The organism is Variovorax sp. UC122_21, assembly GCF_044056785.1.
Lineage (GTDB): Bacteria > Pseudomonadota > Gammaproteobacteria > Burkholderiales > Burkholderiaceae_C > Variovorax.
Map to the genome: position 1 here is coordinate 88,417 of NZ_CP172003.1, position 20,495 is coordinate 108,911.

The following is a 20,495-nucleotide window of genomic DNA, read 5'->3' on the forward strand; positions in this document are numbered from 1 at the left end:
GGCGTGGGCTCAAGCCGCCGGCTGCGCGGCGAGTTCGTAGCTGCGCAACGACGGCTCGAGCGACAGCGCACGCCGCGCCGCCTGCGCCCGCGCGGCATCGAGCTCGACCAGCAGGCGGATCTCTCCCGCCACGCTGGTCGCGATCGGCACGCCATCGCAATACAGCACGCGCGAGCCCGCGACCCGCGGCACCTTGGGACCGTTCACGACCGTGCCCAGCAGGTTGGCGGGATCGCTGGCCGCGAGCGCGATCAGCGCGCCGTCGCCCGGCTCGCGACGCACCCGCCGCATCGATGCCACCGCCTCGGGCAAGGCGAACTGCTCGCCCGACACGCCGGCGATGAAGCGGCCGCCACGGATCTCGCCGCGTGCCTCGAGCCGACGGCACACGCGCACCAGCTCGCGCCAGGGCGGCAGCCACGCGGCCTCGCGCTCGAGCAGCCGCCAGCAGACGACGCCGTAGCGACGCAGCAGCACATGCACCACCTGTTCGATCGCCTCGGCGGAGCTGGCGGCCATCGCTTCTGCGGCGGCAGGGGGCCGCACCAGGGTCCAGCGCCCGGCGTCCTCGATGCTGAAGAGGGGCGCGCGCCGCCGGCGCCTCAGATCGGCCGAGGCGCGCTTGGCGGCCGGCACCAGCAGGGCGCGCAGGCCCGCGTAGCTGTCGCAGCGCGCGCGGCCCTTGGCGACCAGTTCGGTCAGCGCCTCCTCGATCTCGACCGGCAGCAGCCGCGTGCCGTGCGCGATCTCGTCGAAGAAGCAGGCGCCGTGCTGGGCCAGGTGCGCGGCGACGCGTGAAGCGCGCGAGCCCAGGTTGTCGTCGTCGGCGGGCGCGGGCGCCAGCGTGGTCCACAGCGCCGAACTGCGGCGCGGCAACAGCACCACCGGCGTGGCGCGCAGCGACAGGCTGCCCGCGCCCTTGCGCCCCTCGGTGGCCGTCGGCCGCAGCCGCGTCCACAGCACGCGCCCGGCGGTGCACAGGTCGTCGAGCCAGGCGCCCGCGTAGTCGCTCACGCGCGCGGGCAGCAGCTCGGCCTCCCACAGCGGCGCGGGCGCTTCATAGCCCTCGAGCTGCGAGAGGATGCCCGACAGCGCCTCCGGGCCGCTCACGCGCGAGCCCGCGCCGATGTGCTGCCATTCGAAGAGGAAGCGCACGAAGTCGCGCGGCTCGACCGGCTCGATCTCGCGGCGCAGGCGGCCAAGGGTGTAGCGGTGGACGCGTGCCAGCAGATGGCGCTCGCACCATTCGGGCTCGGTGCTGCCGGGCGTGAAGCGGCCCTGCAGCACGCTGCCTTCGGCCTGCAGCGCGAGCAGGGCGCCCTCGACGTCCGCGCCCTGCAGGAAGAGCGGCGTGGCGAGCTGCGCGACCGTCACGGGGCCGAGCCCACCCAGGCGCGAGCGCAGCAGTTCGCGCAGCGCGGTGTCGCGATCGGCGGGCTGCTCGGCGTCGTCGGGCGCGACGATGGCGGGCTGCATCGGCGCATCGGGCGCCACGGCGCGCAGCAGCCCGAGCCGCTCGGCCGTCACCCACAGGCCGCGTGCGGCGCGGCCCTTGCCTTCGAAGATCAGGCGCGTCGCGCGGCCGGCCTTGGTCAGGGCCGCCAGCCATTTCTTCCAGTCCGACTGCCGGGCCACCTCGTCGTCGTTCAGAGCGCCGAGCATGCCGAGCGCCTCGTGCATCTCGTCGACGCTGCGCGGCTGCGGCCAGGCCTCCTCGCGCACGCTCGCGATGGCCTGCGCGTCGAGCTGGCCGACGTCGTCGGCGCTCTGCGGATCGGTGTAGCGCCGGTTCTGCACGGCCTGCGTGCGGCGTTCTTCCAGCGGCGCGTCGTCGAGGAAGGCATAGGGCCGCGCGTTCAGCGCCTCGAGCGCGAGCGGCGAGGGCGCGGGCAGGTCGCGCGCCAGCACGCGCACCTCGCCGGCCTCCATGCGCCGCAGCAGCGCGAGCCAGCCGTCGGCGTCCATCGCGTCGTGCAGGCAGTCGTCGAGCGTCTGCGCGACCAGCGGATGCTCGGGGATCTCGCGCTCGCCGACGATGTTCTCCGCGCACGCGACCTGGTCGGGAAAGACGGCCGCGAGCAGGTCTTCGGAACGCATGCGCTGCAGCTGCGGCGCCACCTTGCGCCCGCCGGTGAAGCGCGGCAGCGCGAGCGCGGTGGTGGCGTTCCAGCGCCAGCGCACGCCGAACAGGGGCGCGTCGAGCAGCGCCTGCACCAGCACATGCAGCGCCGAGGCCGAATGCAGGTAGCGCGCCACCTCGTCGAGCGGGAAGCTGTGGCTGGTCGACAGCGACAGCACGATCGCGTCCTCGGTCGCCGCGGCCTGCAGTTCGAAGTTGAAGGTGCGGCAGAAGCGCTTGCGCAGCGCCAGGCCCCAGGCGCGGTTGAGCCGGCTGCCGAAGGGCGCGTGGATCACCAGCTGCATGCCTCCCGAGGCATCGAAGAAGCGTTCCATCACGAGCGTGTGCTGCGTGGGCAGCTCGCCGAGCACGGCGCGCGCCTGCGCGAGATGCGCGACGATCTGGCGCGCGGCCTCGTCGTCGAGGCCGACGGTCCGCGTCAGCAGCGCCATCGCCGCGTCGTTGCCGCCCGCTGCGAGCGCCTGCGACACCTCCTCGCGCAGCCGCGACACGCCGAACGACAGCTCGTCGCTGCGCCCCGGCGCCTCGCCGAGCCAGAACGGGATGTTGGGCGCCGCGCCCTGCGCGTCCTCGACCCGTACGCGGCCCGGCTCGATCTTGAGGATGCGGTAGCTGGTGTTGCCCAGCTGGAACACGTCGCCCGCGAGGCTCTCGACCGCGAAGTCCTCGTTGACGGAGCCGATCTTGTCGGCCTGCGGCTCCAGCACGACCGTGTAGTCGCCGGTCTCGGGGATGGTGCCGCCGGAGGTCAGCGCGGTCATGCGCGCGCCCTTGCGTTCGCGCAGCAGGTGGTGCACGGCATCGCGGTGCACATAGCCCGCGCGCTGGCCCTGCCGCGTGGCAAAGCCCTCGGACACCATGCGCACCACCTCCATGAAGCGCGCCTGCGACAGCTGCGCATAAGGCCAGGCGCGACGTACCAGGGCGAACAGCTGGTCCTCGTTCCATTCGCGGCAAGCGGTCTCGGCCACGATCTGCTGCGCCAGCACGTCCAGCGGCGCCGGCAGCACGCGCAGCGCGTCGAGCTCGCCGCGGCGGATGCAGTCGAGCAGGGCGGCGCACTCGACCAGCTCGTCGCGCGACTGCGCGAACAGCCGCGCCTTCGGCACGCCGCCCACCGCATGGCCCGAGCGTCCGGCGCGCTGCAGGAAGGTGGCGATGGCGCGCGGCGAGCCGAGCTGGCACACGAGGTCGACGTCGCCGATGTCCAGGCCCAGCTCGAGCGAGGCCGTGGCGACGAGCACCTTGAGCTCGCCGCGCTTGAGGCGCTGCTCGGCGGCCAGCCGCGTTTCCTTCGACAGGCTGCCATGGTGCGCGGCCACCGCCTCCTTGCCGAGGATGTCGCCCAGGTGCCGCGCCGCGCGCTCGGCCATGCGGCGCGTGTTGACGAACACCAGCGTGGTCTTGTGCAGCCACACGAGTTCGGCCACGCGCGCATAGACCTGCGTCCACTGGTCGCCCGACATCACGGCCTCGAGCGGCGTGGGCGGCAGCTCGAGCGCGAGGTCGCGCTGCTTGGCATAGCCGATGTCGACGATCTCGCAATCGGCCGTGCCGTCGGCGCGCAGCGCGCCCGCGCCGACCAGGAAGCGCGCCACCTCGTCGATGGGCTTCTGCGTGGCCGACAGCCCGATGCGCACCGGCCGTGCCGCGCACAGCGCCTGCAGGCGCTCGAGCGACAGCGCCAGGTGGCTGCCGCGCTTGCTCGCGGCGATGGCGTGGATCTCGTCGACGATCACGCTGCGCACCGTCGACAGCATCCTGCGGCCCGAGGCGGAGCCCAGCAGCACGTAGAGCGACTCGGGCGTGGTCACCAGCACATGCGGCGGCCGGCGCAGGCTCTGCTGGCGCTCGCGCTGCGGCGTGTCGCCGGTGCGCACGGCGGTGCGGATGTCGACCTCGGGCAGGCCCAGCGCCGCCAGCTCGGCGCGGATCCCGGCGAGCGGCGCATCGAGGTTCAGGCGGATGTCGTTGGACAGCGCCTTCAGCGGCGAGACGTAGACGACCGCGGTCTCGTCGGGCAGGCCGGCGGGCTCGAGGCCCCGGCGCACCAGATCGTCGAGCGCCGCCAGGAAGGCCGTGAGCGTCTTGCCCGAGCCCGTGGGCGCGGCCACCAGCGTGTCGCGCCCGGCGCGGATCGCCGGCCACGCCTGGGCCTGGGCCGAGGTGGGGCCGGGGAAGGTTCGCGAGAACCAGCGGGCGACGGAGGGGTGAAACGAGTGCAGGGCCACGGGAAGTGCAGGCTACGGCAGCGCTCGCGATGGCGCAACGCGGTGGGCCGTAGACCCTGCAGGTCGGGATGTTGCGGGGCAAGTCAAGAGGGGGGTTCCGGCGGCCCCGCGCCATAGGCCTCGGCGATCAGCTGCGCGAGCGCGCGCGAGGCTTCGCTCATGTTGCGCTTGCTGCGATGGACCAGGCCGATGTCGCGATGGAAGGTGTCTTCCTCGAGGTCGATGACGCGGACCGCCGCGGGCCAGCGCCGGTTGCGCATCGTCTGCGGCACCAGCGACGCGCCCAGGCCGAGCGCGACCAGGCGGATCAGCGCATCGAGTTCGTCGGCCTCGCAGACGTCCTTCACGGCGATGTGTTCGCGCCGCAGGAACCGGTCCACCTGCCGGCCGGCCAGCGATGCGCGGTCGTAGCGGATGAAGGGGATCGTCATCAGCAGCTCGCGCCAGCCGATGTCCGGCGCGTCCCGCGGCATGACGAGCCGGAAGGGTTCGCGCGCCAGGGTGGTCCATCGGAGGTCGCTGTGCAGAGAGAAGGGCGGCCGGATGACGATCGCCATCTCGAGTTCGCCGGCGTCGACGAGATGGGCCAGGTCCATCGAGAGGCCCGGCACCAGCCGCGTGCGGACCTCCGGGAATTGCCGATGGAACCTGGCGATCGCCTCGGGCAGCAGATGCGATTGCGCGGAGGCGATCGAGCCGATGCTGAACCGGAACGAGGTCGTCGTCGCCGCATTGCCGGCACACAGGTCCGCATACATGCGGATCAACTGCTCGGCCTGGCCGACCATCTGGTGCCCGCGGTCGTTGAGGCGGGCGGTGCGGCCGGCGCGGTCGAAGAGGTCGTGGCCCACCTCGGCTTCGAGGCGCTGCATCTGGGCGCTGATGGCGGACTGGGTCAGCCCGATCTTGTCGCCGGCGGCCGAGAAGGTGCCCTCGCTCGCGACCGCCAGCAGGGTCTTCAGTTCTCGGATCATGGGTCAGCCTCCGTTCTCGGGTTCATACAAAAATAATTTGTATGAACCAAGAATATTAATTGCTTTTTTTATTGCATCGGAGTGCCTATCGTTCGGGCCTGCTCAACCCCACAGAAGACCCCATGCTTGCCCCTCGCACCAACCCCGCGATGCTGTCGCCGTTCCATGTCGCTTTTCCCGTGCACGACCTCGCGCTCGCGCGCCGGTTCTATGGCGAGACCCTCGGCTGCCCCGAAGGCCGCAGTTCCCCGGACTGGATCGACTTCAATTTCTACGGCCACCAGATCGTGGCCCACCTCTCGCCCGAAGAGGCCGGTGTCGCGCAGAAGAACGACGTCGACGGCAAGGGCGTTCCGGTGCGCCACATGGGCATCGTGCTTCCTCGCGCCGATTGGGATGCGATGGCGCAGCGGCTGAAGGCGGCCGGCATCGCCTTCATCATCGAGCCCTACATCCGCTTCCAGGGCGAAGCGGGCGAACAGGCGACGATGTTCTTCCTCGACCCCTCGGGCAACGCGATCGAGATCAAGGCTTTCGCGAACATCGAGATGCTGTTCGCCAAGTAGGCGAAGGTCGCGCACAAAGAAAAACGGGCCAGACGCCTGAACGTCTAACCCGTGGTTCTAGAACCGAAATTCTGGTGCGGCTGGCAGGAATCGAACCCACGACCCCTTGGTTCGTAGCCAAGTACTCTATCCAGCTGAGCTACAGCCGCGAAGCCTGCGATTATAGCCCGGAAATCGGCGCCTACCCTGGCGGGCCGGCTATCGCGGATCTGCAGAAGCGATCGATGCTCCGATTCGTGAATCAGGAAGGCCTTGATACGCTGACCCTGTCCATACGCCGTGGCCGCTCGTCCGATCTAGTTAACATAACACTCATTGTGGTTTTAAGCAACCGCAGCCATCCCGGCCACGGCCCGCCCAAGCTCAGCGGCGCCCCTCGGCAAACAACGCATCGAGCCGCTGCTCGAACGCGTGATAACCGATGCGTTCATAGAGCTCCTCGCGCGTCTGCATCGAACCGAGCACCGCGCGCTGGTGACCATCGCGGCGGATCGCGCCATAGACCGCCTCGGCCGCCTTGTTCATCGCGCGAAAGGCGCTCAAGGGATAGAGCACCATCGCGACGCCGGCGGAACGCAGTTCCTCGACCGAGAACAGCGGCGTCTGGCCGAACTCCGTGATGTTCGCGAGCACCGGCACGCCGGTGGCGTCGACGAAGCGACGGTAGGTCGGCAGGTCCAGCGCGGCCTCGGCGAACACCGCGTCGGCGCCGGCTTCGACGCAGGCGCGCGCGCGCTCGATCGCGGCGTCGACACCCTCCATCGCGATGGCGTCGGTGCGCGCGATCACGAAGAAGGCGTCGTCGCTGCGCGCATCCACGGCCGCCTTCACGCGGTCGGCCATCTCGCGCACGCCCACGATCTCCTTGCCCGGCCGGTGGCCGCAGCGCTTGGCGCCGACCTGGTCCTCGATGTGGCAGGCGGCCGCGCCGGCCTTGACCAGGCTGCGCACCGTGCGCGCGATGTTGAAGGCACTGGGGCCGAAGCCGGTGTCGATGTCCACCAGCAGCGGCGTGTCGCACACGTCGGTGATGCGGCGCACGTCGACCAGCACGTCCTCCAGCCCGCTCATGCCGAGGTCTGGCAGGCCCAGCGAGCCCGCGGCGACGCCGCCGCCCGAGAGATAGATCGCGCGGTAGCCGGCGCGGCGCGCCAGCAGCGCATGGTTGGCATTGATCGTGCCGACGATCTGCAGCGGCGATTCCTCGCGCAGCGCGGCGCGGAAACGCGCGCCGGGGCTGGTCTGGCCCGCGCTCATGCCGCGGCCCTCGCCACGGCATGCTGCGCCGCCAGGCGTCCGAAGATGCAGCCCTTGGCCAGCGAGGAGCCGCTCATGTAGGTCTCGCCGTGGAAGCCGCCCATCACCTCGCCCGTCGCATAGAGGCCCTCGATCGGCCGCTTGTAGACGTCGAGCACGCGCGCATCGACGTCGATGTGCAGGCCGCAGTAGGTCGAGGTCAGGCCGGTGGTGCAGGCCAGGCCGTAGAACGGCCCGGTCTCCACGCGCGTGGGCTTGCCGTAGCCGGTGCTCAGCGAGGTGCGGCCGAAGGCATCGGGCTCGGCGCCGTCGCAGGCGCGGTTGTAGGCGTCGACGGTCTCGCGCAGCGCGGCGGCATCGATGCCGAGCGCCGCGGCCAGCGCCTCGAGCGAATCGGCCTGCTTCACCAGGCCGGCATCGAGCGCGCCCTGGTAGTCGGCCACCGTGGGCAGCGGCGAGGACTGGTCCATCACGCGCTGGTCGAAGACCTGGAAGCCCAGCCGCTCGGGCTGCTCGAGGCAGCGGTCGCCGATGGTCTTGTACGACACCGATTCGTTCACGAAGCGGCGCCCTGCCCTGTTCACGATGATCGCGCCGCGGTACATGGCCGACACCAGCCGCGGCGCCACCTCCTCCTTGCCCGGCGCCGGCTCCGCCACGGGCGCGCCGAAGGTGCCCTTGACGTAGCCCAGGTCGATCAGGTCGGCGCCGAGCGCCCAGGCCATGCGCAGGCCGTCGCCGGTGTTGCCGTGGCCGCCCATGGGCCGTGCCTCGCGCAAGTGCGGCGCGAAGCGCTCGACCAGGTCGGGCGCGCGCGAGAAGCCGCCGGTGGCGATCACCACGCCGCCGCGCGCGCCGATGCGCTCGCCGTCCTTCAGCACCACGCCGGTCACGCGGCGCGCGTCGCCCTCGCCCTCGGTCAGCAGCCGCTCGACGTGGGCGCCGGCGCGGTACTCGACGCCGGCCGCGAGCGCCTGCGCATGCAGCGTCTCGAGCACCAGCACGGGGTCGATGCTGTGGTTGCGCGGCACCGACTGGCTGCCGCTCAACGAGACCTTGTCGAAGCGCAGGCCCATCGCCTGCAGCCATTCGTAGGTCTCGTACTGGCGCTCGGCGTACACATGCACCAGCGCCTTGTCGTTGCGGTGCTTGCCGGCCTCGAGCAGGTCCTGCTCGAGCAGCTGCGCGCTGTCGGGAATCTCGTTGCGCCGCTGCACCTCGGTGCCCGCGAACGCGAAGGCGCCGCCGCACATGCGGGTGCTGCCGCCGTACAGCGCGGTCTTCTCGAGCAGCAGCACCCTGGCGCCGCGCCGCGCCGCCTCGATGGCCGCGCAATGGCCGGCCATGCCGGCGCCGATCACGACCACGTCGTGCTGGTTCTTTTGCTGTGTCATTGCATTCCTCTCGTTTCCATGTCCTTGTCCATCCCGCTCAATGTCCGGCCACGGTCTTCACCAGCGCCGCCGGATCGCGCGGCATCGCATCGCCGCGCCAGGCCACGTGCCCGTCGGGCCGCACCAGCACATGGCGCTTCTGGTAGGCCGCGATCACCTCGGGCTCGCGCATCGCATGCTGGCGCACGGGCACGCCCGCCGCCTCGGCCGCGGCCAGCAGCGCGGCGGCCTCGCCGGTGTGGGCCGCATCGCTCATCAGCACGAAGCCGCGGCCGAACAGGTCGAGCGTCGAGCGCCCGTCCTCGAGCCAGGCATGCGGCGCGCGCGCACCGGGCCGCGTGCCGGGCCGGTAGTTCACGGCGTCGAGGAACTCGGCCTGGATCTGCTCGGGCGACTCGGGCTCGTCGTAGACGCACACGGGCGAGCCGGTATAGCGGTTGCCCAGGTGCATGTTCTTCGAGAACCACTCCTTGCGCAGCCCGTCGGACAGCGCCTGCCCCACCTGCGCGCGGGCGCGGTCGCCCGCCTCGCCGGCCTCGAAGACCTGCGCGGTGTGCGGCACCTGCTGCATCACCTCGAGGTTGCTGGTGGAAAAGCGCGTGATGCGGTGCGCGATCGGGCGGCGCTCGATGCCGTAGGAGGCCAGCAGCGCCGGACCGCCCCAGCCCTCGAGGCAGGCCGAGAGCTTCCACGAGATGTCGACCGCGTCGCCGATGCCGGTGTTCATGCCGAGCCCGCCGGTCGGCGAGGTCAGGTGGCAGGCATCGCCCGCGATGAACACGCGATCGCGCCCGTAGGCGTCGGCCACCTGCTCGATGCGGGTCCAGCGCAGGATGCTGAGGATCTCGAGCTCGAACACGCGGCCCACCGCGCGGTGCGCGAAGGCCTTGAGCTCGTCGTCGCTGTAGATCTTGCGTTCGTCGGCGGTGCCGATGATCGACATGCGCCACTGGTCCTTGCCGTTGATCGCGACGATGGTGGCCCACACGCCCTGCGCGCCGACGAACATGTAGCGATAGCCCGGCACCTTGTCGTGCAGCGCGTTGAAGCCGGCGCAGCGGAAGATCACGTTGGTGGTGTGCGTGAGCACGCCCTTGCCCTGCATGCCGATGCCCAACTGCTCGCGCACCGTGCTGCGCCCGCCGTCGCAACCGACCAGGTAGCGCGCGCGGTAGACGGTCCTGACGCCGGTGGCGGCGTGCTCGACGGTGGCGGTCACGCCCTCGGCGTCCTGCTCGAAGTCGAGCAGCCGCTGGCCGTAGCGCAACGAGACGCCCGGGCGCGAGCGCGCGAACTTCTGCAGGATCGGGTCGAACATGTTCTGCGGGCAGCGCTCGCGCTTCTGCGGGCTCTCGGGCGGCGGCCGGTCGTCCTGCATCGCCGGCATCGGCTGGCGGCCGAGCTCGTAGCCGTCGAGCGTGGTCAGGTAGACGTTGTCCTGCGGATAGGCGCGGTTGTAGTCGCTGCCCTCCACGTCGCCCACGATGCCCCAGCGCCGGCAGAACTCCATGGTGCGCACGCCCACGCCGTCCATCTTGGCCTGCCGCACCACGCCGTCGCCCTGCTCGATCAGCACGCACGCATGGCCGCGCCAGCCCAGGTCGCCCGCGAGCGACAGCCCCACAGGACCGCCGCCCACCACGAGCACGTCCGTCTTCACTGCTTGTTGTTCCATTGCTTCCCAGTCTTGATGTTGCGCATCGCTCAAGCGCGCGCCGTTGCGCGCTCGCCCACGATGTGCTGCGCGGCGCGCAGGCCGGTGGTGGCGGCCTTCGCCAGGCCGCCCACGTAGCCGACGTCTTCGCCGCCCTCGAGGCCGCCGCTGGCTCCGCCGGCCGCGTACAGCCCTGCGAAGGGCGCGCCCTGTTCGTCGATGGCGCGCGACCATTCGTCGATCGCGAGGCCGCCCATGGTGTAGGTGATGCCGGCGCACACCGGCACGCCGTAGAAGGGGCCGGTCGCGATCGGCAGCGCCTTGTAGCTCGCCAAGGTGCGCGGCGGCGCCAACTGCCCCGTCGTGCCCGCCGCCAGCGCGGCGTTGTGGGCCTCGACCGTGGCTGCGAGCGCCGCGCCGTCGATGCCGAGCTTGCCGGCCAGCGCCTCGATCGAATCGGCGCGCTCGATGGCGCCGCCACACTTCTCCATGTGCGGATTGGGCGGCAGGAAGCGCGAGGTGCCCGGCCCGTCCCAGATCGGCTGGTCGAAGACCACGAAGGCCGACAGCGGGTCCGCCAGCGCCGCGATGCGATTGGCCAGGTAGACGCCGCCGCGGCCCTCGTCGGCGATGCGCCGCCCGCCCGCATCCACCACGATGGCGGCCGTGGCCACGTTGTCCATCCACGGCAGCGGCCACAGCCGGTCGTCGGTCATCGCGTTGCGGTTCATCACGTGGCCGTAGAAGCCGCGCAGGTCCGACAGCCGCGCCCCGGCCGCCTGCGCCATGCGCACGCCATCGCCCAGGCCCGAACGCGCATTGCGCTGCAGCAGCTTCGCGGGCTCGGGCGAGATGCTCTGGCGCAGCAGCGCCGGATCGCACTGGAAGCCGCCGTCGGCGATCACGACCGCATCGGCCTCGATCGCGAACGGGCCCTCCTGCGCCGCGCCCTTCACGCCGACGCAGCGGCCATTCGCCACCAGCAGTTCCTGCGCCCGGTGCCCGCGCCTGAGCTCGCCGCCGTGGCGCGCCAGGGCCGCGCCCAGCGTGCGCAGCAGCACGTCGCCGCCGCGGCCGCGCCATTCCGAGCCCACGCGCTGCAGCGAAGGCGGCGACAGCACGAAGTTGTGATGCGGCTCCGAACCGCCCTTGATGAAACGGATGCCCTGCGACTGCAGCCACTTGACGGCACGGCGCGCATCGGTCGCGATGGCGCGCGCGAGGCCCGCGTGCGCGGCGCCGTGCGTCGCGTCGAGGATGATCCGCTCGAGCCGGCCGGCCTCGGTCTGGATGTCGTTGAGGCAGACGTGGAAGGCGCCGCCGGTCAGGCGCGAATTGCACAGGTACTCGGGATCGGCCGAGCGCTCGAGCACCACCACGCGCAGCCCGGCCTCGGCCGCGCGCACGCCGGCGGTCAGCCCCGCCAGGCCCGCGCCCACCACGCAGACGTCGAATGTCATCGTGCTCATCTCGGCATCAGCGTCTCGGCGACCAGTTCGATCACCTCGACCGCCACCTTCATGGCCATGTGCACCGCCGCCGCGAGCACCAGCGCGATCGCATACAGCTCGACGACGCCGGTGCGCCATGCCAGCCAGATGCCCAGCGCGGCGACGCCCGCGCTGGCCGCGCCGACGATGCGGCGCTTGTGCTTCAACACCGACCGGATCTGCGGAAACGGCACGGGCGCTTCCTGCTCCAGGGTCTGTTCCATCGGGATAACTCCTTGATTGTTGGAAAAAGGGCGAGGAACGGCGGGCGCATGGCCCAGCGTCCGCGTCAGGCCATGGTTTCGCCGCCGTTGATGTCGACCACCGTGCCGTTGACGAAGCTGGCGCCGTCGCTCGCGAGGTAGAGCACGGCCGAGGCGATCTCGCCCACCGTGCCGAGCCGGCCGGCCGGAATCTTCTTCGCGGCCTCGGCGAGAACCTCCGGCGCCGAGGTCCGCGCCAGCGGCGTCTCGATCTGCCCGGGCGCGATGCAGTTGGCCGTGATGCCGAACGGCGCGTAGTCGCCCGCGATCTTTCGCGTCATGCCGATCACCGCGGCCTTCGACGCCGAGTAGTGGGTGCCGGCGCGCGGCGAATAGGTGCGGCCCGCGCGCGAGGCGATGTTGACGATCCGGCCCCACCCCTTGCGCTTCATCGCCGGCAGCATCTTCTGGCACAGCAGGAACGGCGCGGTGGTGTTGACGCGGAAAACGAACTCCCAGTCCGCCAGCGCGATGGCCTCGAACTGCGCGATGCGGCCATCGACCTTGGGATGCACGCCTGCGTTGTTGACCAGGATGTCGACGCCGCCGCACAGCGCCAGCACCTGGTCGCCGACGCGATCGAGCGCCGCCAGGTCGGAAAGATCGGCAACGACGGCCTCGGCCTTCGCGCCCGCGGCGGCGAGCTCGGCGGCCGCCTCGCGCACCTGTTCGCTGCGATCGAGCAGGATCACGCGGATGCCGGCTTCGGCCAGCAGCCGCGCGCTCTCGCGGCCGATGCCGCTGGCCGCGCCCGTCACCAGGGCGGTTCGTGTAGAGGTCATGTTCATTGCTCCTTGTTCGTTGAATTCGCGGGGGCCGCCTCGAAGCAGGCCGCCGGCACGCAGACGGCGCCGACCATCAGCCGGCGCGCGCTGCGCGACAGCGACACGCGCCGGATCCGCCAGTGCCCCTCGGGTGCCCGTTCGGCCTGCGCGCCGACCTCGATCGCGCCCGAGGCATGGCCGAAGCGCACGCTGCCATCGGCCTTCGCCGGCGCGATGCGCGAGACGACGGTGCCAGGCACCGCGGCGGCCGCGGCGATCGCCACCGCGCCGGTACCGGTCATCGCGTGATGCAGCTTGCCCATCGACAGGATGCGGGCCACGAGATCGATCTCATGCGCCGCCACGCGGCGTCCGCCAGCCACGCCGTGGTCCACCGGCGGCGCGACCCAGGCGAGCTTGGGCGTCGCGGGACGCGATTCGGCGGCCTCCCGGGCCGTGCGCGCCAGTCCCATGCACACCGCCGCATGCGCGCGCAGCTGCTCGAGCCGGGCGAGCAGTTCGGTGTTCGCATCGATCTCGCCCTGCGATTCGGTGCCGGTGAGCCCGAGATCAGCGGCTGCGACGAACACGGTCGGATTGCCCGCGTCGACCAGGCTGGCCTCGACGCTCGCGGCGCCGGGCACTTCGAGGATGTCGATCGCCCGGCCGGTGGGGAATAGAGCGCCGCCACCGCCCTCCTCTCCCCCCGCCGGGTCGAGGAAGTCCAGCCGTATCGCCGCGCCGGGAAAGCTCAGGCCATCGAGCTCGAAATCGCCCTCCTCGACCACCTGGCCGTCGCGCATCGGTACCTGCGCGACGATGCGCTTGCCGATGTTGGCCTGCCAGATCCTCACCGTGGCCATGCCATCGCGCGGCGCATCGACGAGGCCGCACGCGATCGCGAAAGGACCGACCGCGGCGCTCAGGTTGCCGCAGTTGCCGCTCCAGTCGATCACCGGCGCCTCGATGGCGACGGCGCCGAACAGGTAGTCGACATCGCAGTCCGGCCGCGTCGCGGGGCCCACCAGCACCACCTTGCTGGTGCTCGAGGTCGCGCCGCCCAGGCCGTCGATCTGCTTGCCGTAGCGGTCGGGGCTGCCGATCGCGCGCAGCAGCACCCGGTCGCGCAGCGCGGCATCGCTGGCCATGCCGTGCGGCAGCGCGCGCGTGTCGAAGAACACGCCCTTGCTGGTGCCGCCGCGCATCCAGGTCGCGGCGATCTCGCGCTGCCCCGTCATGCGGTGTGCTCCGGCGCGCGCTGCGCCAGCGCGGCCGGCAGCCGGTAGGTGTGCACCGCGGTGCCCGCCAGCAGCGCCGCGCGCTCGTCGCTCGACAGCGGCGCGGCCAGCCGCTTGAAGGTGTTCCACATCGTGCGGTAGCTGCACAGGGACTTGTCGACCGGGAAGTTGCTCTCGCACATCGCGCGCGTCGGGCCGAAGGCCTCGAGGCAGACCTCGAAGGACGGCCGCCAGGCCTCGGCCAGCTCCGCCGACGTGGGCGGCAGGTCGCGGTCGTGGAAGCCGAAGCCGCCCAGCCGCATGCCGATGCCGCCGATCTTGATCGAGACCTGGGGCCGCTTCGCGAGCTCGCGGATGCCGGCCGCCCACTGCGCGAAGGTGGCCGCGGGATCGGCCGCGTAGGGGCCGAGGCCGGCGCGTCCACCCATGTGGTTGAGCACCACGCGGACCTCGGGATGCGCGTCGACCAGGTCGATGAGTTCGGCCAGCTGTGGGTGGTAGACCCAGGCGTCGAACACCAGGTCGAGCGGCGCGAGCTGCGCGAAGCCGGCGCGGAAGCCCTTGTCCATCAACAGCCCTCGCGGCGGCGGCCGCACGAGGGTGCTGACCTCGGGACTCGCGTCCCAGGCCGCCATGTGGCGGATGCCGCGAAAGCGATCGGGCGCGCGCGCGACGCAGGCCTCGAGCAGCTCACGCGCGGAGGCGCCCTCGCTCAGGTCGACCTTGCCCACGATGGCCGCGCACACGCGCACGGGTCCGTAGACGCCGCTCGCGCTCATCGCGCCGATGCCGTTGGTGAACTCCACCTGGCCCAGGCAGGCCAGGCGCGGGTCGCCGTCGGCGCGGTACATCGAGGTGCATTCGACGAAGCCGGTGCCGCGCACGTTGTGGCCGCTCGCATGGATGTCGGCCAGGATCTCGGGCAACAGGTACAGGCTGTGCGGGCGCCGGTCCCACAGGTGGTGGTGCGGATCGAAGATCGGCAGCTCGGGTTCGAGCACGGGCTCGCTGCGCAGGGCCAGCCATTCCTCGTCGACGAAATGGTGCGGCGCGGCGCCGCGCAGGGGTTTGGCGTGATGAGCAGTCGACATGGCGTTTTCCTTTTTTTGGGGCGACGCGGCGCTCAGGCCATGAAGGTGCCGCCGTTGACGTCGATCACGGCGCCCGTCAGGTAGCCCGAGTGCTCCGAGGCCAGGAAGGCGGCGACGTGGCCGATCTCCTCGGGCGTGCCGATGCGGCCGACGGGAATCGCGCCCACCAGCCGCGCGCGCTGCGCCTCGTCGCCCTGCTGCGTCATCGGCGACTCGATGCGCCCGGGCGCGATGCAGTTGACCGTGATGCCGTCGGCCGCCACCTCGGCGGCCAGCACGCGGCTCATGCCGATCATTCCGGCCTTGGAGGCCGCGTAGTGCACGCCGGCCGTGCCGACCAGCGTGCGGCCCGCGCGCGAGGACATGTTGACGATGCGGCCCCAGCCGTTGCGCCGCATCGCGGGAATGGCTTCGCGGCTGAACACGAAGGCGCTCGTGAGGTTGACGTCGAGCACTTCCTTCCATTGCGCGGTGCTCATGGCCGTGACGCCGGTGCGCTCGCCGTCGGTCTTCGGATGGATGCCGGCGTTGTTGACCAGCACGTCGAAGCGGCCGAAGCGCTCGAGCGCCGAGGCCACGAGCGCGCGCACGCCGTCCTCGTCGGTGACGTCGAGCACCGCCGCCTCGATGCGCAGGCCCCGCGCGGCATGCGCGGCGACCGCCTCCGCGACCTTGGGCGAGCGGTCGATGGCGATCACGTGCAGGCCGGCTTGCGCCAGCGCCACGGCCACGCCGAGGCCGAGGCCGCCGCCCGCTCCGGTGACGGCGGCCACGCGCACGAGCGCGGCGTCGGGCGTGGATGGATCGATGGATGTCTGTGGGGTCATGGAATCCGGTGTCCTCGAAGAATGGGATGGGTTCGTGCGCGGCGCGCTCTACATGCCCATGAAGGCGGCGCGCACCTCCTCGCTCGCGCGCAGCGCCTGGGCCGGGGCCTCGGTGACGACGCGTCCGCCCTGCAGCACATAGCCGCGGTCGGCCGCGGACAGCGCCATCTCGGCGTTCTGCTCGGCCAGCAGCACGGCGATGCCGCCGCGCGCGAAATGGCGAATCGCGGCGGCCAGCTCGCGCACCACGATCGGCGCGAGGCCGAGCGTGGGCTCGTCGAGCATCAACAGGCGCGGGCCGGCCATCACGGCGCGCGCGATCGCCAGCATCTGCTGCTCGCCGCCCGAGAGGCTGCCGGCCGCCTGGGCCTCGCGCTCGCGCAGCCGCGGGAAGCGCTGGTACATGGCTTCGCGGCGCGCCGCGCGCTCGCCGCCGTCCTTGCCCAGGTAGCCGAGGTCGATGTTCTCGCGCACCGTGAGCTGCGGGAACACGTGGCGCCCCTCGGGCGACAGCGAGATGCCCGCGAGCAGCCGCTCGCGCGTGTCGGCGCGCTCCAGCGCCCGCCCGTCGATGGCCACCTTGCGCGCCGCGTGCGGCGTGAGCGCCATCACGGCCTTGAGGATGGACGACTTGCCCGCGCCGTTGGCGCCGATCAGCGCCACCACTTCGCCCGGCGCGATGCGCAGCGACACGTCGTGCACCGCCGTGACGGCGCCGTAGCGCACCTGCAATCCCTCGATGGAGAAGCTCATGCCGGCACCTCCTCGGGCGCGGCCTGAGCAGGCGCCGGCTCGGCGGGCGTGCCCAGGTAGGCGCGCAGCACCTCGGGATGCACGGCGATGGCGGCCGGCGTGCCCTCGGCGATCTTGCGGCCCTGCTGCAGCACCACCATGCGGTCGCAGATCGACATCAGCAGCGGCAGGTTGTGGTCGATGATCGCGATCGTGCAGCCGTCCGCGCGCACCCGCTGCAGCACGGCCGCCAGCCGCATGCCCTCGGTGTGGTTGAGCCCGGCGGCGGGCTCGTCCAGCAGCAGCACGCGTGGCCGCGTGGCCAGCGCCACCGCCACGCCGAGCAGCTTCTGCTCGCCATAAGGCAAGGTGCCGGCCACGGCATCGGCGCGCTCGGCCAGGCCGACCGCCGCGAGGCAGCGCGCCGCGTTCTCGCGCCGCTCGCGCTCGCGCGCCTCGAAGGCCGGCGTGCGCACCAGGCCCGCCCAGGGCCGTTCGCGATGCAGCAGGTAGCTGGCGAACAGCACATTGTCGAACGCGCTCAGCGACGCGCAGTGCGCGGTCTGCTGGAAGGTGCGCACCAGCCCGCGCCGCGCGACCCGGTTCGGCGCGCCGGCATCGATGGCCTCGCCGGCCAGCCGGATCTCGCCCGTGCTGGTCGCCATGAAGCCGCCGAGCATCGACAGCAGCGTGGTCTTGCCCGCGCCGTTGGGCCCGATGATGCCGAGCAGCTCGCCGCTGGCGATCTGCATGTCGACGCCGTCGACCGCGACCAGGCCACCGAAGCGCCGGCCGACGCCGCGGACGGTGACGATGGGTACGCCGGATGCAGCGGGAACAGGGCGCGCCTCGCTTGCCTGCGCTGACGTCACCGCTGGCAACGCCGCTGCGACCGCGTCCGCGCCGCCGGAAGTCGCCGGCCTGCGCCAGCGCGGCAGCAGCGACACGATGCCCTCGGGCAGCAGCCGCACCACCACCAGCAGCAGCAGCGCGAACAGGCCGAGCCGGTACTCGTCGATGGCGCGCAGCATCTCGGGCAGCACGCCGAAGGCGATGCCGCCGATCACGGGCCCGATCAGCGTGGCCTTGCCGCCGAGGATCACCGCCAGCAGGCCCGCCGCCGAGTGCTGCACGCCGAACAGGTCGGGCGAGAGCACCAGCGCCTTGGGCACCAGCAGGCCGCCGGCCAGCGAGGCCAGCGCGCCCGACAGCGCGATGTTGATGACACGCGCGCGCAGCGTCGGGATGCCGACCGATTCGGCCAGCGCGGGCGCCTCGCGCACGAAGGTCCAGGCGCGCCCGAGCGGCCCCGCGCGCAGCCGGGCCAGCAGCAGCAGCGCCAGGCCCAGCGTCGCGAGCAGCACGAACAGGTAGCCCTGCTGGCCGCTCCAGCCCAGGCGCTCGGTCCAGGCCATGGGCTGGACCATGACCATGATGCCCAGCGGCCCGCGCGTCACGTCCATCCAGTTGGTGGCCACCAGCCGCAGCATCTCGGCCAGCGTGAGGGTGGCGATCGCGAAGTAGGCGCCGCCCAGGCGCACCGAGGCCAGGCCGACCAGCGCGCCGAGCGCCGCGCCGGGCAGCAGCGCCAGCGGCACCGCGCTCCAGTAGTCGAGCCCGCCGCGCGTGACCAGCAGGCCGACCGCGTAGGCCCCCACGCCGAGGAAGGCCGCGTGGCCGAAGCTCACGTAGCCGAGCTGCCCGAAGGTCAGCCCCACCGCGAGCGAGAACAGCGCGAGCACCACCGCGTAGCTCAGCACGTCGGCCACGTAGGGCGCGGTGGCGAGGCCGGCGATGGCGGCGCTGGCGAGCGCCACGCCGGCGAGCAGCACCGGCAGCCGAGTGAGGAGCGCCTTCATGCCGCGCGCCCCATCAGGCCGTGCGGCCGCCACAGCAGCGTGACCAGCATCAGCGCGTAGATGGCCGCGGCGGCGAAGCCCTCGGACATGAAGGCGCCCGCCAGCGCCTCGACCACGCCCAGCAGCACGCCGAACACCACGGCGCCCCGCACGCTGCCCAGCCCGCCCATCACCACCACCACGAAGGCCTTGATGATCACGGCATGGCCGATCTGCGGCGAATAGAGGATCACGGGTGCGAGCAGCGCGCCGCCGAGCCCCGCGATGGCACTGGCCAGCACGAAGGTCAGGCTGTTGACGCGCTGCACGCGGATGCCCACCACGCGCGCGGCGAAGGCGCTCTGGGCCACGGCGCGCAGCTGCACGCCGAAGGCCGTGCGCCGCAGCAGGAACTCCATCGCCACCAGCACCACGATGCCCGCGCCGAGCACGAACACGCGCTGCCACGGCACGGCGACGCCGCCGGCCGTCCACACGCCCGGGATGCCCGGCACGTTCTCGGCCTGCGCGCCGAAGCTCACGAACACCGCCTCGAACACGATGATCGAGGCCGCGAAGGTCGCGAGCAGCACCTCGGACTTGTCGTGGCTGCGCGCGAGCAGCGGCGCCACGCAGACGCGGTCGAGCAGCGCGCCCAGCGCCACGCCCGCCAGCACCGCCAGCGGCAGCGTCGCCAGGTAGGGCAGGCCCCAGCGCGTGCCCAGCAGGGCCGCGAGCGCACCGACCATGAACACCTCGCCGTGCGCGAAGTTGATCACGTGCAGCACGCCGAAGACCAGCGTCAGGCCGAGCGCGACGAAGGCGTAGCCCACGCCGTTCGACAGGCCGTTGGCCAGCAGCTGAAGGACGAATTCCGTCATCGGTGCCGTCCGCTCACTGCGACGCCGTCAGCTTGCCGCCCTTGGCGACGAAGTCGACGTAGTCGCGGGCCTGCGACTGGCCGCCGGCATCGAAGCGGATCTCGCCGCGCGGCGTGGCCCAGGCGTTCTTGTGCAGCGCCTCCGCCACCTTGGCGGTGTCGGTGCTGGTGCCGGCCGCGGCCATCGCCTTCGCGGTGAGCCAGACCGACTCGAAGCCCAGCACCTCGACCTTCTCGGGCACATGGCCGTGCTTGGCCTGGAAGCGCTTGACGAATTCGTCGTTGAGCGGATTGCGCCGCGTCGAGACGTAGATGTCGGAGCCGAAGGCGCCCTCGGCGGCGTCGCCCGCCAGCCGCAGGATCTGGTTGTTGAGCACGCCGGTGGCCGTGCACTTGCGCGCCTGCAGGCCCACGGTGCCCATCGCGCGCAGTGCGTTGGCGGCCTGCTCGGGCTTGCCCGCGACGATGCACACGGTGTCCGCGCCGCTGGCCTTGACCTTGGTCATCAAGGTACTGAAGTCGCTCTGGCTGAGCTCGAAGGTCTCGCCGGCCACGAACTTGTCGCCGAAGCGCTTCTTCGAGCCCTCGATGACGTAGCGGCCGTAGTCCGTGTTCTCCGCCACCACCGCGAGCTTCTGCGGCTTCACGCGCTCGAGCAGCTGGCGATCGAAGTACTCCGAATCGGCGTCGAGCGTGGTCGTGAGGCGGAACACCTTGTCGTAGCCCGACTTCGTGAGGTCGGGGTGCTTGGGCACCGCCGCCATGAACAGCACGTTGTTGCGCGCGCGCGATCTGCAGCACCGCCAGCGCCACCGTGCTGCTGATCTCGCCGGCGATGAACTTCACGCGGTCCTGGTTGATGAGCCGCTGCGCCGCGGCCACGCCCTCGACGGGCTGGAAGTTGCTGTCGTAGACGATGAGCTGCACCTTGCGCCCGCCGAGGATGCCGCCCTGGTCGTTGATCATCTCGGCGGCGAGCTCGGCGCCCTGCTGGCCTTGCTGGCCGATGACGCTCTTGGTGGGCATCAGCACGCCGATCTTCACGGGCTCGCCCTGGGCGAAGGCGGCGGACGGCAGCGCGGCGCAGGTGGCGAGCAGCGTGGCCGAGACGGCCGCGAGCAGGCGGCGGCGAAGGGGTCGGTTCGAATGGTTCATG

At 71.8% G+C, this 20,495-nt stretch carries 16 protein-coding genes, 1 tRNA gene and 1 pseudogene; 1 reads left to right on the plus strand and 17 read right to left on the minus strand.

All coding sequences use genetic code 11. From position 1 onward, the window contains the following. Positions 1 to 9 precede the first annotated feature (9 nt). Positions 10 to 4,371, minus strand: a complete 4,362-nt coding sequence (locus ACHMXE_RS00505; protein WP_395346252.1) for a DEAD/DEAH box helicase — start codon at positions 4,369 to 4,371, stop codon at positions 10 to 12. A gap of 83 nt (positions 4,372 to 4,454) precedes the next feature. After that, a complete protein-coding gene (locus tag ACHMXE_RS00510; protein ID WP_395346253.1) occupies positions 4,455 to 5,345 on the minus strand; it encodes a LysR substrate-binding domain-containing protein in 891 nt (296 codons plus the stop codon). A gap of 122 nt (positions 5,346 to 5,467) precedes the next feature. Here ACHMXE_RS00510 and ACHMXE_RS00515 point away from each other — a divergent pair, with 122 nt between their 5' ends. Next, positions 5,468 to 5,911: a VOC family protein gene (locus tag ACHMXE_RS00515; RefSeq protein WP_395346255.1), complete on the plus strand. Its 444-nt coding sequence runs from the start codon at positions 5,468 to 5,470 to the stop codon at positions 5,909 to 5,911. 72 nt (positions 5,912 to 5,983) lie between these two features. Here the strand turns inward: ACHMXE_RS00515 and ACHMXE_RS00520 are convergent. The 15 genes and pseudogenes from ACHMXE_RS00520 to ACHMXE_RS00590 form a co-directional block, all read right to left on the minus strand. Further along, positions 5,984 to 6,060 (minus strand) — tRNA-Arg (locus ACHMXE_RS00520). A 214-nt stretch (positions 6,061 to 6,274) separates the two neighbouring features. Beyond that, positions 6,275 to 7,168 carry a methylisocitrate lyase gene (gene prpB, locus ACHMXE_RS00525; RefSeq protein ID WP_395346256.1) on the minus strand — a complete coding sequence of 298 codons (894 nt, stop codon included), beginning with the start codon at positions 7,166 to 7,168 and terminating at the stop codon, positions 6,275 to 6,277. Beyond that, positions 7,165 to 8,562, minus strand: coding sequence for an FAD-dependent oxidoreductase (locus tag ACHMXE_RS00530; RefSeq protein WP_395346257.1), 1,398 nt, complete (start codon positions 8,560 to 8,562; stop codon positions 7,165 to 7,167). Before ACHMXE_RS00530 ends, prpB begins: the two co-directional genes overlap by 4 nt. 37 nt (positions 8,563 to 8,599) lie before the next feature. Beyond that, positions 8,600 to 10,237, minus strand: coding sequence for an FAD-dependent monooxygenase (locus tag ACHMXE_RS00535; RefSeq protein WP_395346258.1), 1,638 nt, complete (start codon positions 10,235 to 10,237; stop codon positions 8,600 to 8,602). 29 nt (positions 10,238 to 10,266) lie between these two features. Beyond that, a complete protein-coding gene (locus ACHMXE_RS00540) occupies positions 10,267 to 11,676 on the minus strand; it encodes an FAD-dependent oxidoreductase (RefSeq protein WP_395346259.1) in 1,410 nt (469 codons plus the stop codon). A gap of 5 nt (positions 11,677 to 11,681) precedes the next feature. Beyond that, the gene (locus ACHMXE_RS00545; protein WP_209539528.1) at positions 11,682 to 11,930 is read right to left on the minus strand and encodes a hypothetical protein; all 249 of its coding nucleotides are present in this window, start codon (positions 11,928 to 11,930) and stop codon (positions 11,682 to 11,684) included. A gap of 65 nt (positions 11,931 to 11,995) precedes the next feature. Further along, a complete protein-coding gene (locus ACHMXE_RS00550) occupies positions 11,996 to 12,751 on the minus strand; it encodes an SDR family NAD(P)-dependent oxidoreductase (protein WP_395346260.1) in 756 nt (251 codons plus the stop codon). Positions 12,752 to 12,753: 2 nt separating this feature from the next. After that, entirely contained in the window at positions 12,754 to 13,971 is a 1,218-nt protein-coding gene (prpF, locus tag ACHMXE_RS00555) for a 2-methylaconitate cis-trans isomerase PrpF (RefSeq protein ID WP_395346261.1), read from the minus strand. Next, positions 13,968 to 15,062 (minus strand): amidohydrolase family protein, encoded by a 1,095-nt coding sequence (locus tag ACHMXE_RS00560; RefSeq protein ID WP_395346262.1) that lies wholly within the window; start codon positions 15,060 to 15,062, stop codon positions 13,968 to 13,970. The genes prpF and ACHMXE_RS00560 overlap by 4 nt, the downstream gene beginning before the upstream one ends. 32 nt (positions 15,063 to 15,094) lie before the next feature. Further along, positions 15,095 to 15,889 (minus strand): SDR family oxidoreductase, encoded by a 795-nt coding sequence (locus ACHMXE_RS00565; RefSeq protein ID WP_395346263.1) that lies wholly within the window; start codon positions 15,887 to 15,889, stop codon positions 15,095 to 15,097. A gap of 48 nt (positions 15,890 to 15,937) precedes the next feature. Continuing rightward, positions 15,938 to 16,642, minus strand: a complete 705-nt coding sequence (locus tag ACHMXE_RS00570) for an ABC transporter ATP-binding protein (protein WP_395346265.1) — start codon at positions 16,640 to 16,642, stop codon at positions 15,938 to 15,940. Beyond that, positions 16,639 to 18,480 (minus strand): ATP-binding cassette domain-containing protein, encoded by a 1,842-nt coding sequence (locus ACHMXE_RS00575; protein ID WP_395346266.1) that lies wholly within the window; start codon positions 18,478 to 18,480, stop codon positions 16,639 to 16,641. The genes ACHMXE_RS00570 and ACHMXE_RS00575 overlap by 4 nt, the downstream gene beginning before the upstream one ends. Beyond that, positions 18,477 to 19,340: a branched-chain amino acid ABC transporter permease gene (locus ACHMXE_RS00580; protein ID WP_209539535.1), complete on the minus strand. Its 864-nt coding sequence runs from the start codon at positions 19,338 to 19,340 to the stop codon at positions 18,477 to 18,479. The genes ACHMXE_RS00575 and ACHMXE_RS00580 overlap by 4 nt, the downstream gene beginning before the upstream one ends. 13 nt (positions 19,341 to 19,353) lie before the next feature. Continuing rightward, positions 19,354 to 20,103: an ABC transporter substrate-binding protein gene (locus ACHMXE_RS00585; protein ID WP_395347376.1), complete on the minus strand. Its 750-nt coding sequence runs from the start codon at positions 20,101 to 20,103 to the stop codon at positions 19,354 to 19,356. A gap of 43 nt (positions 20,104 to 20,146) precedes the next feature. Then, positions 20,147 to 20,494, minus strand: a pseudogene (locus tag ACHMXE_RS00590) (ABC transporter substrate-binding protein); the annotation flags it as partial. Position 20,495 lies beyond the last annotated feature (1 nt).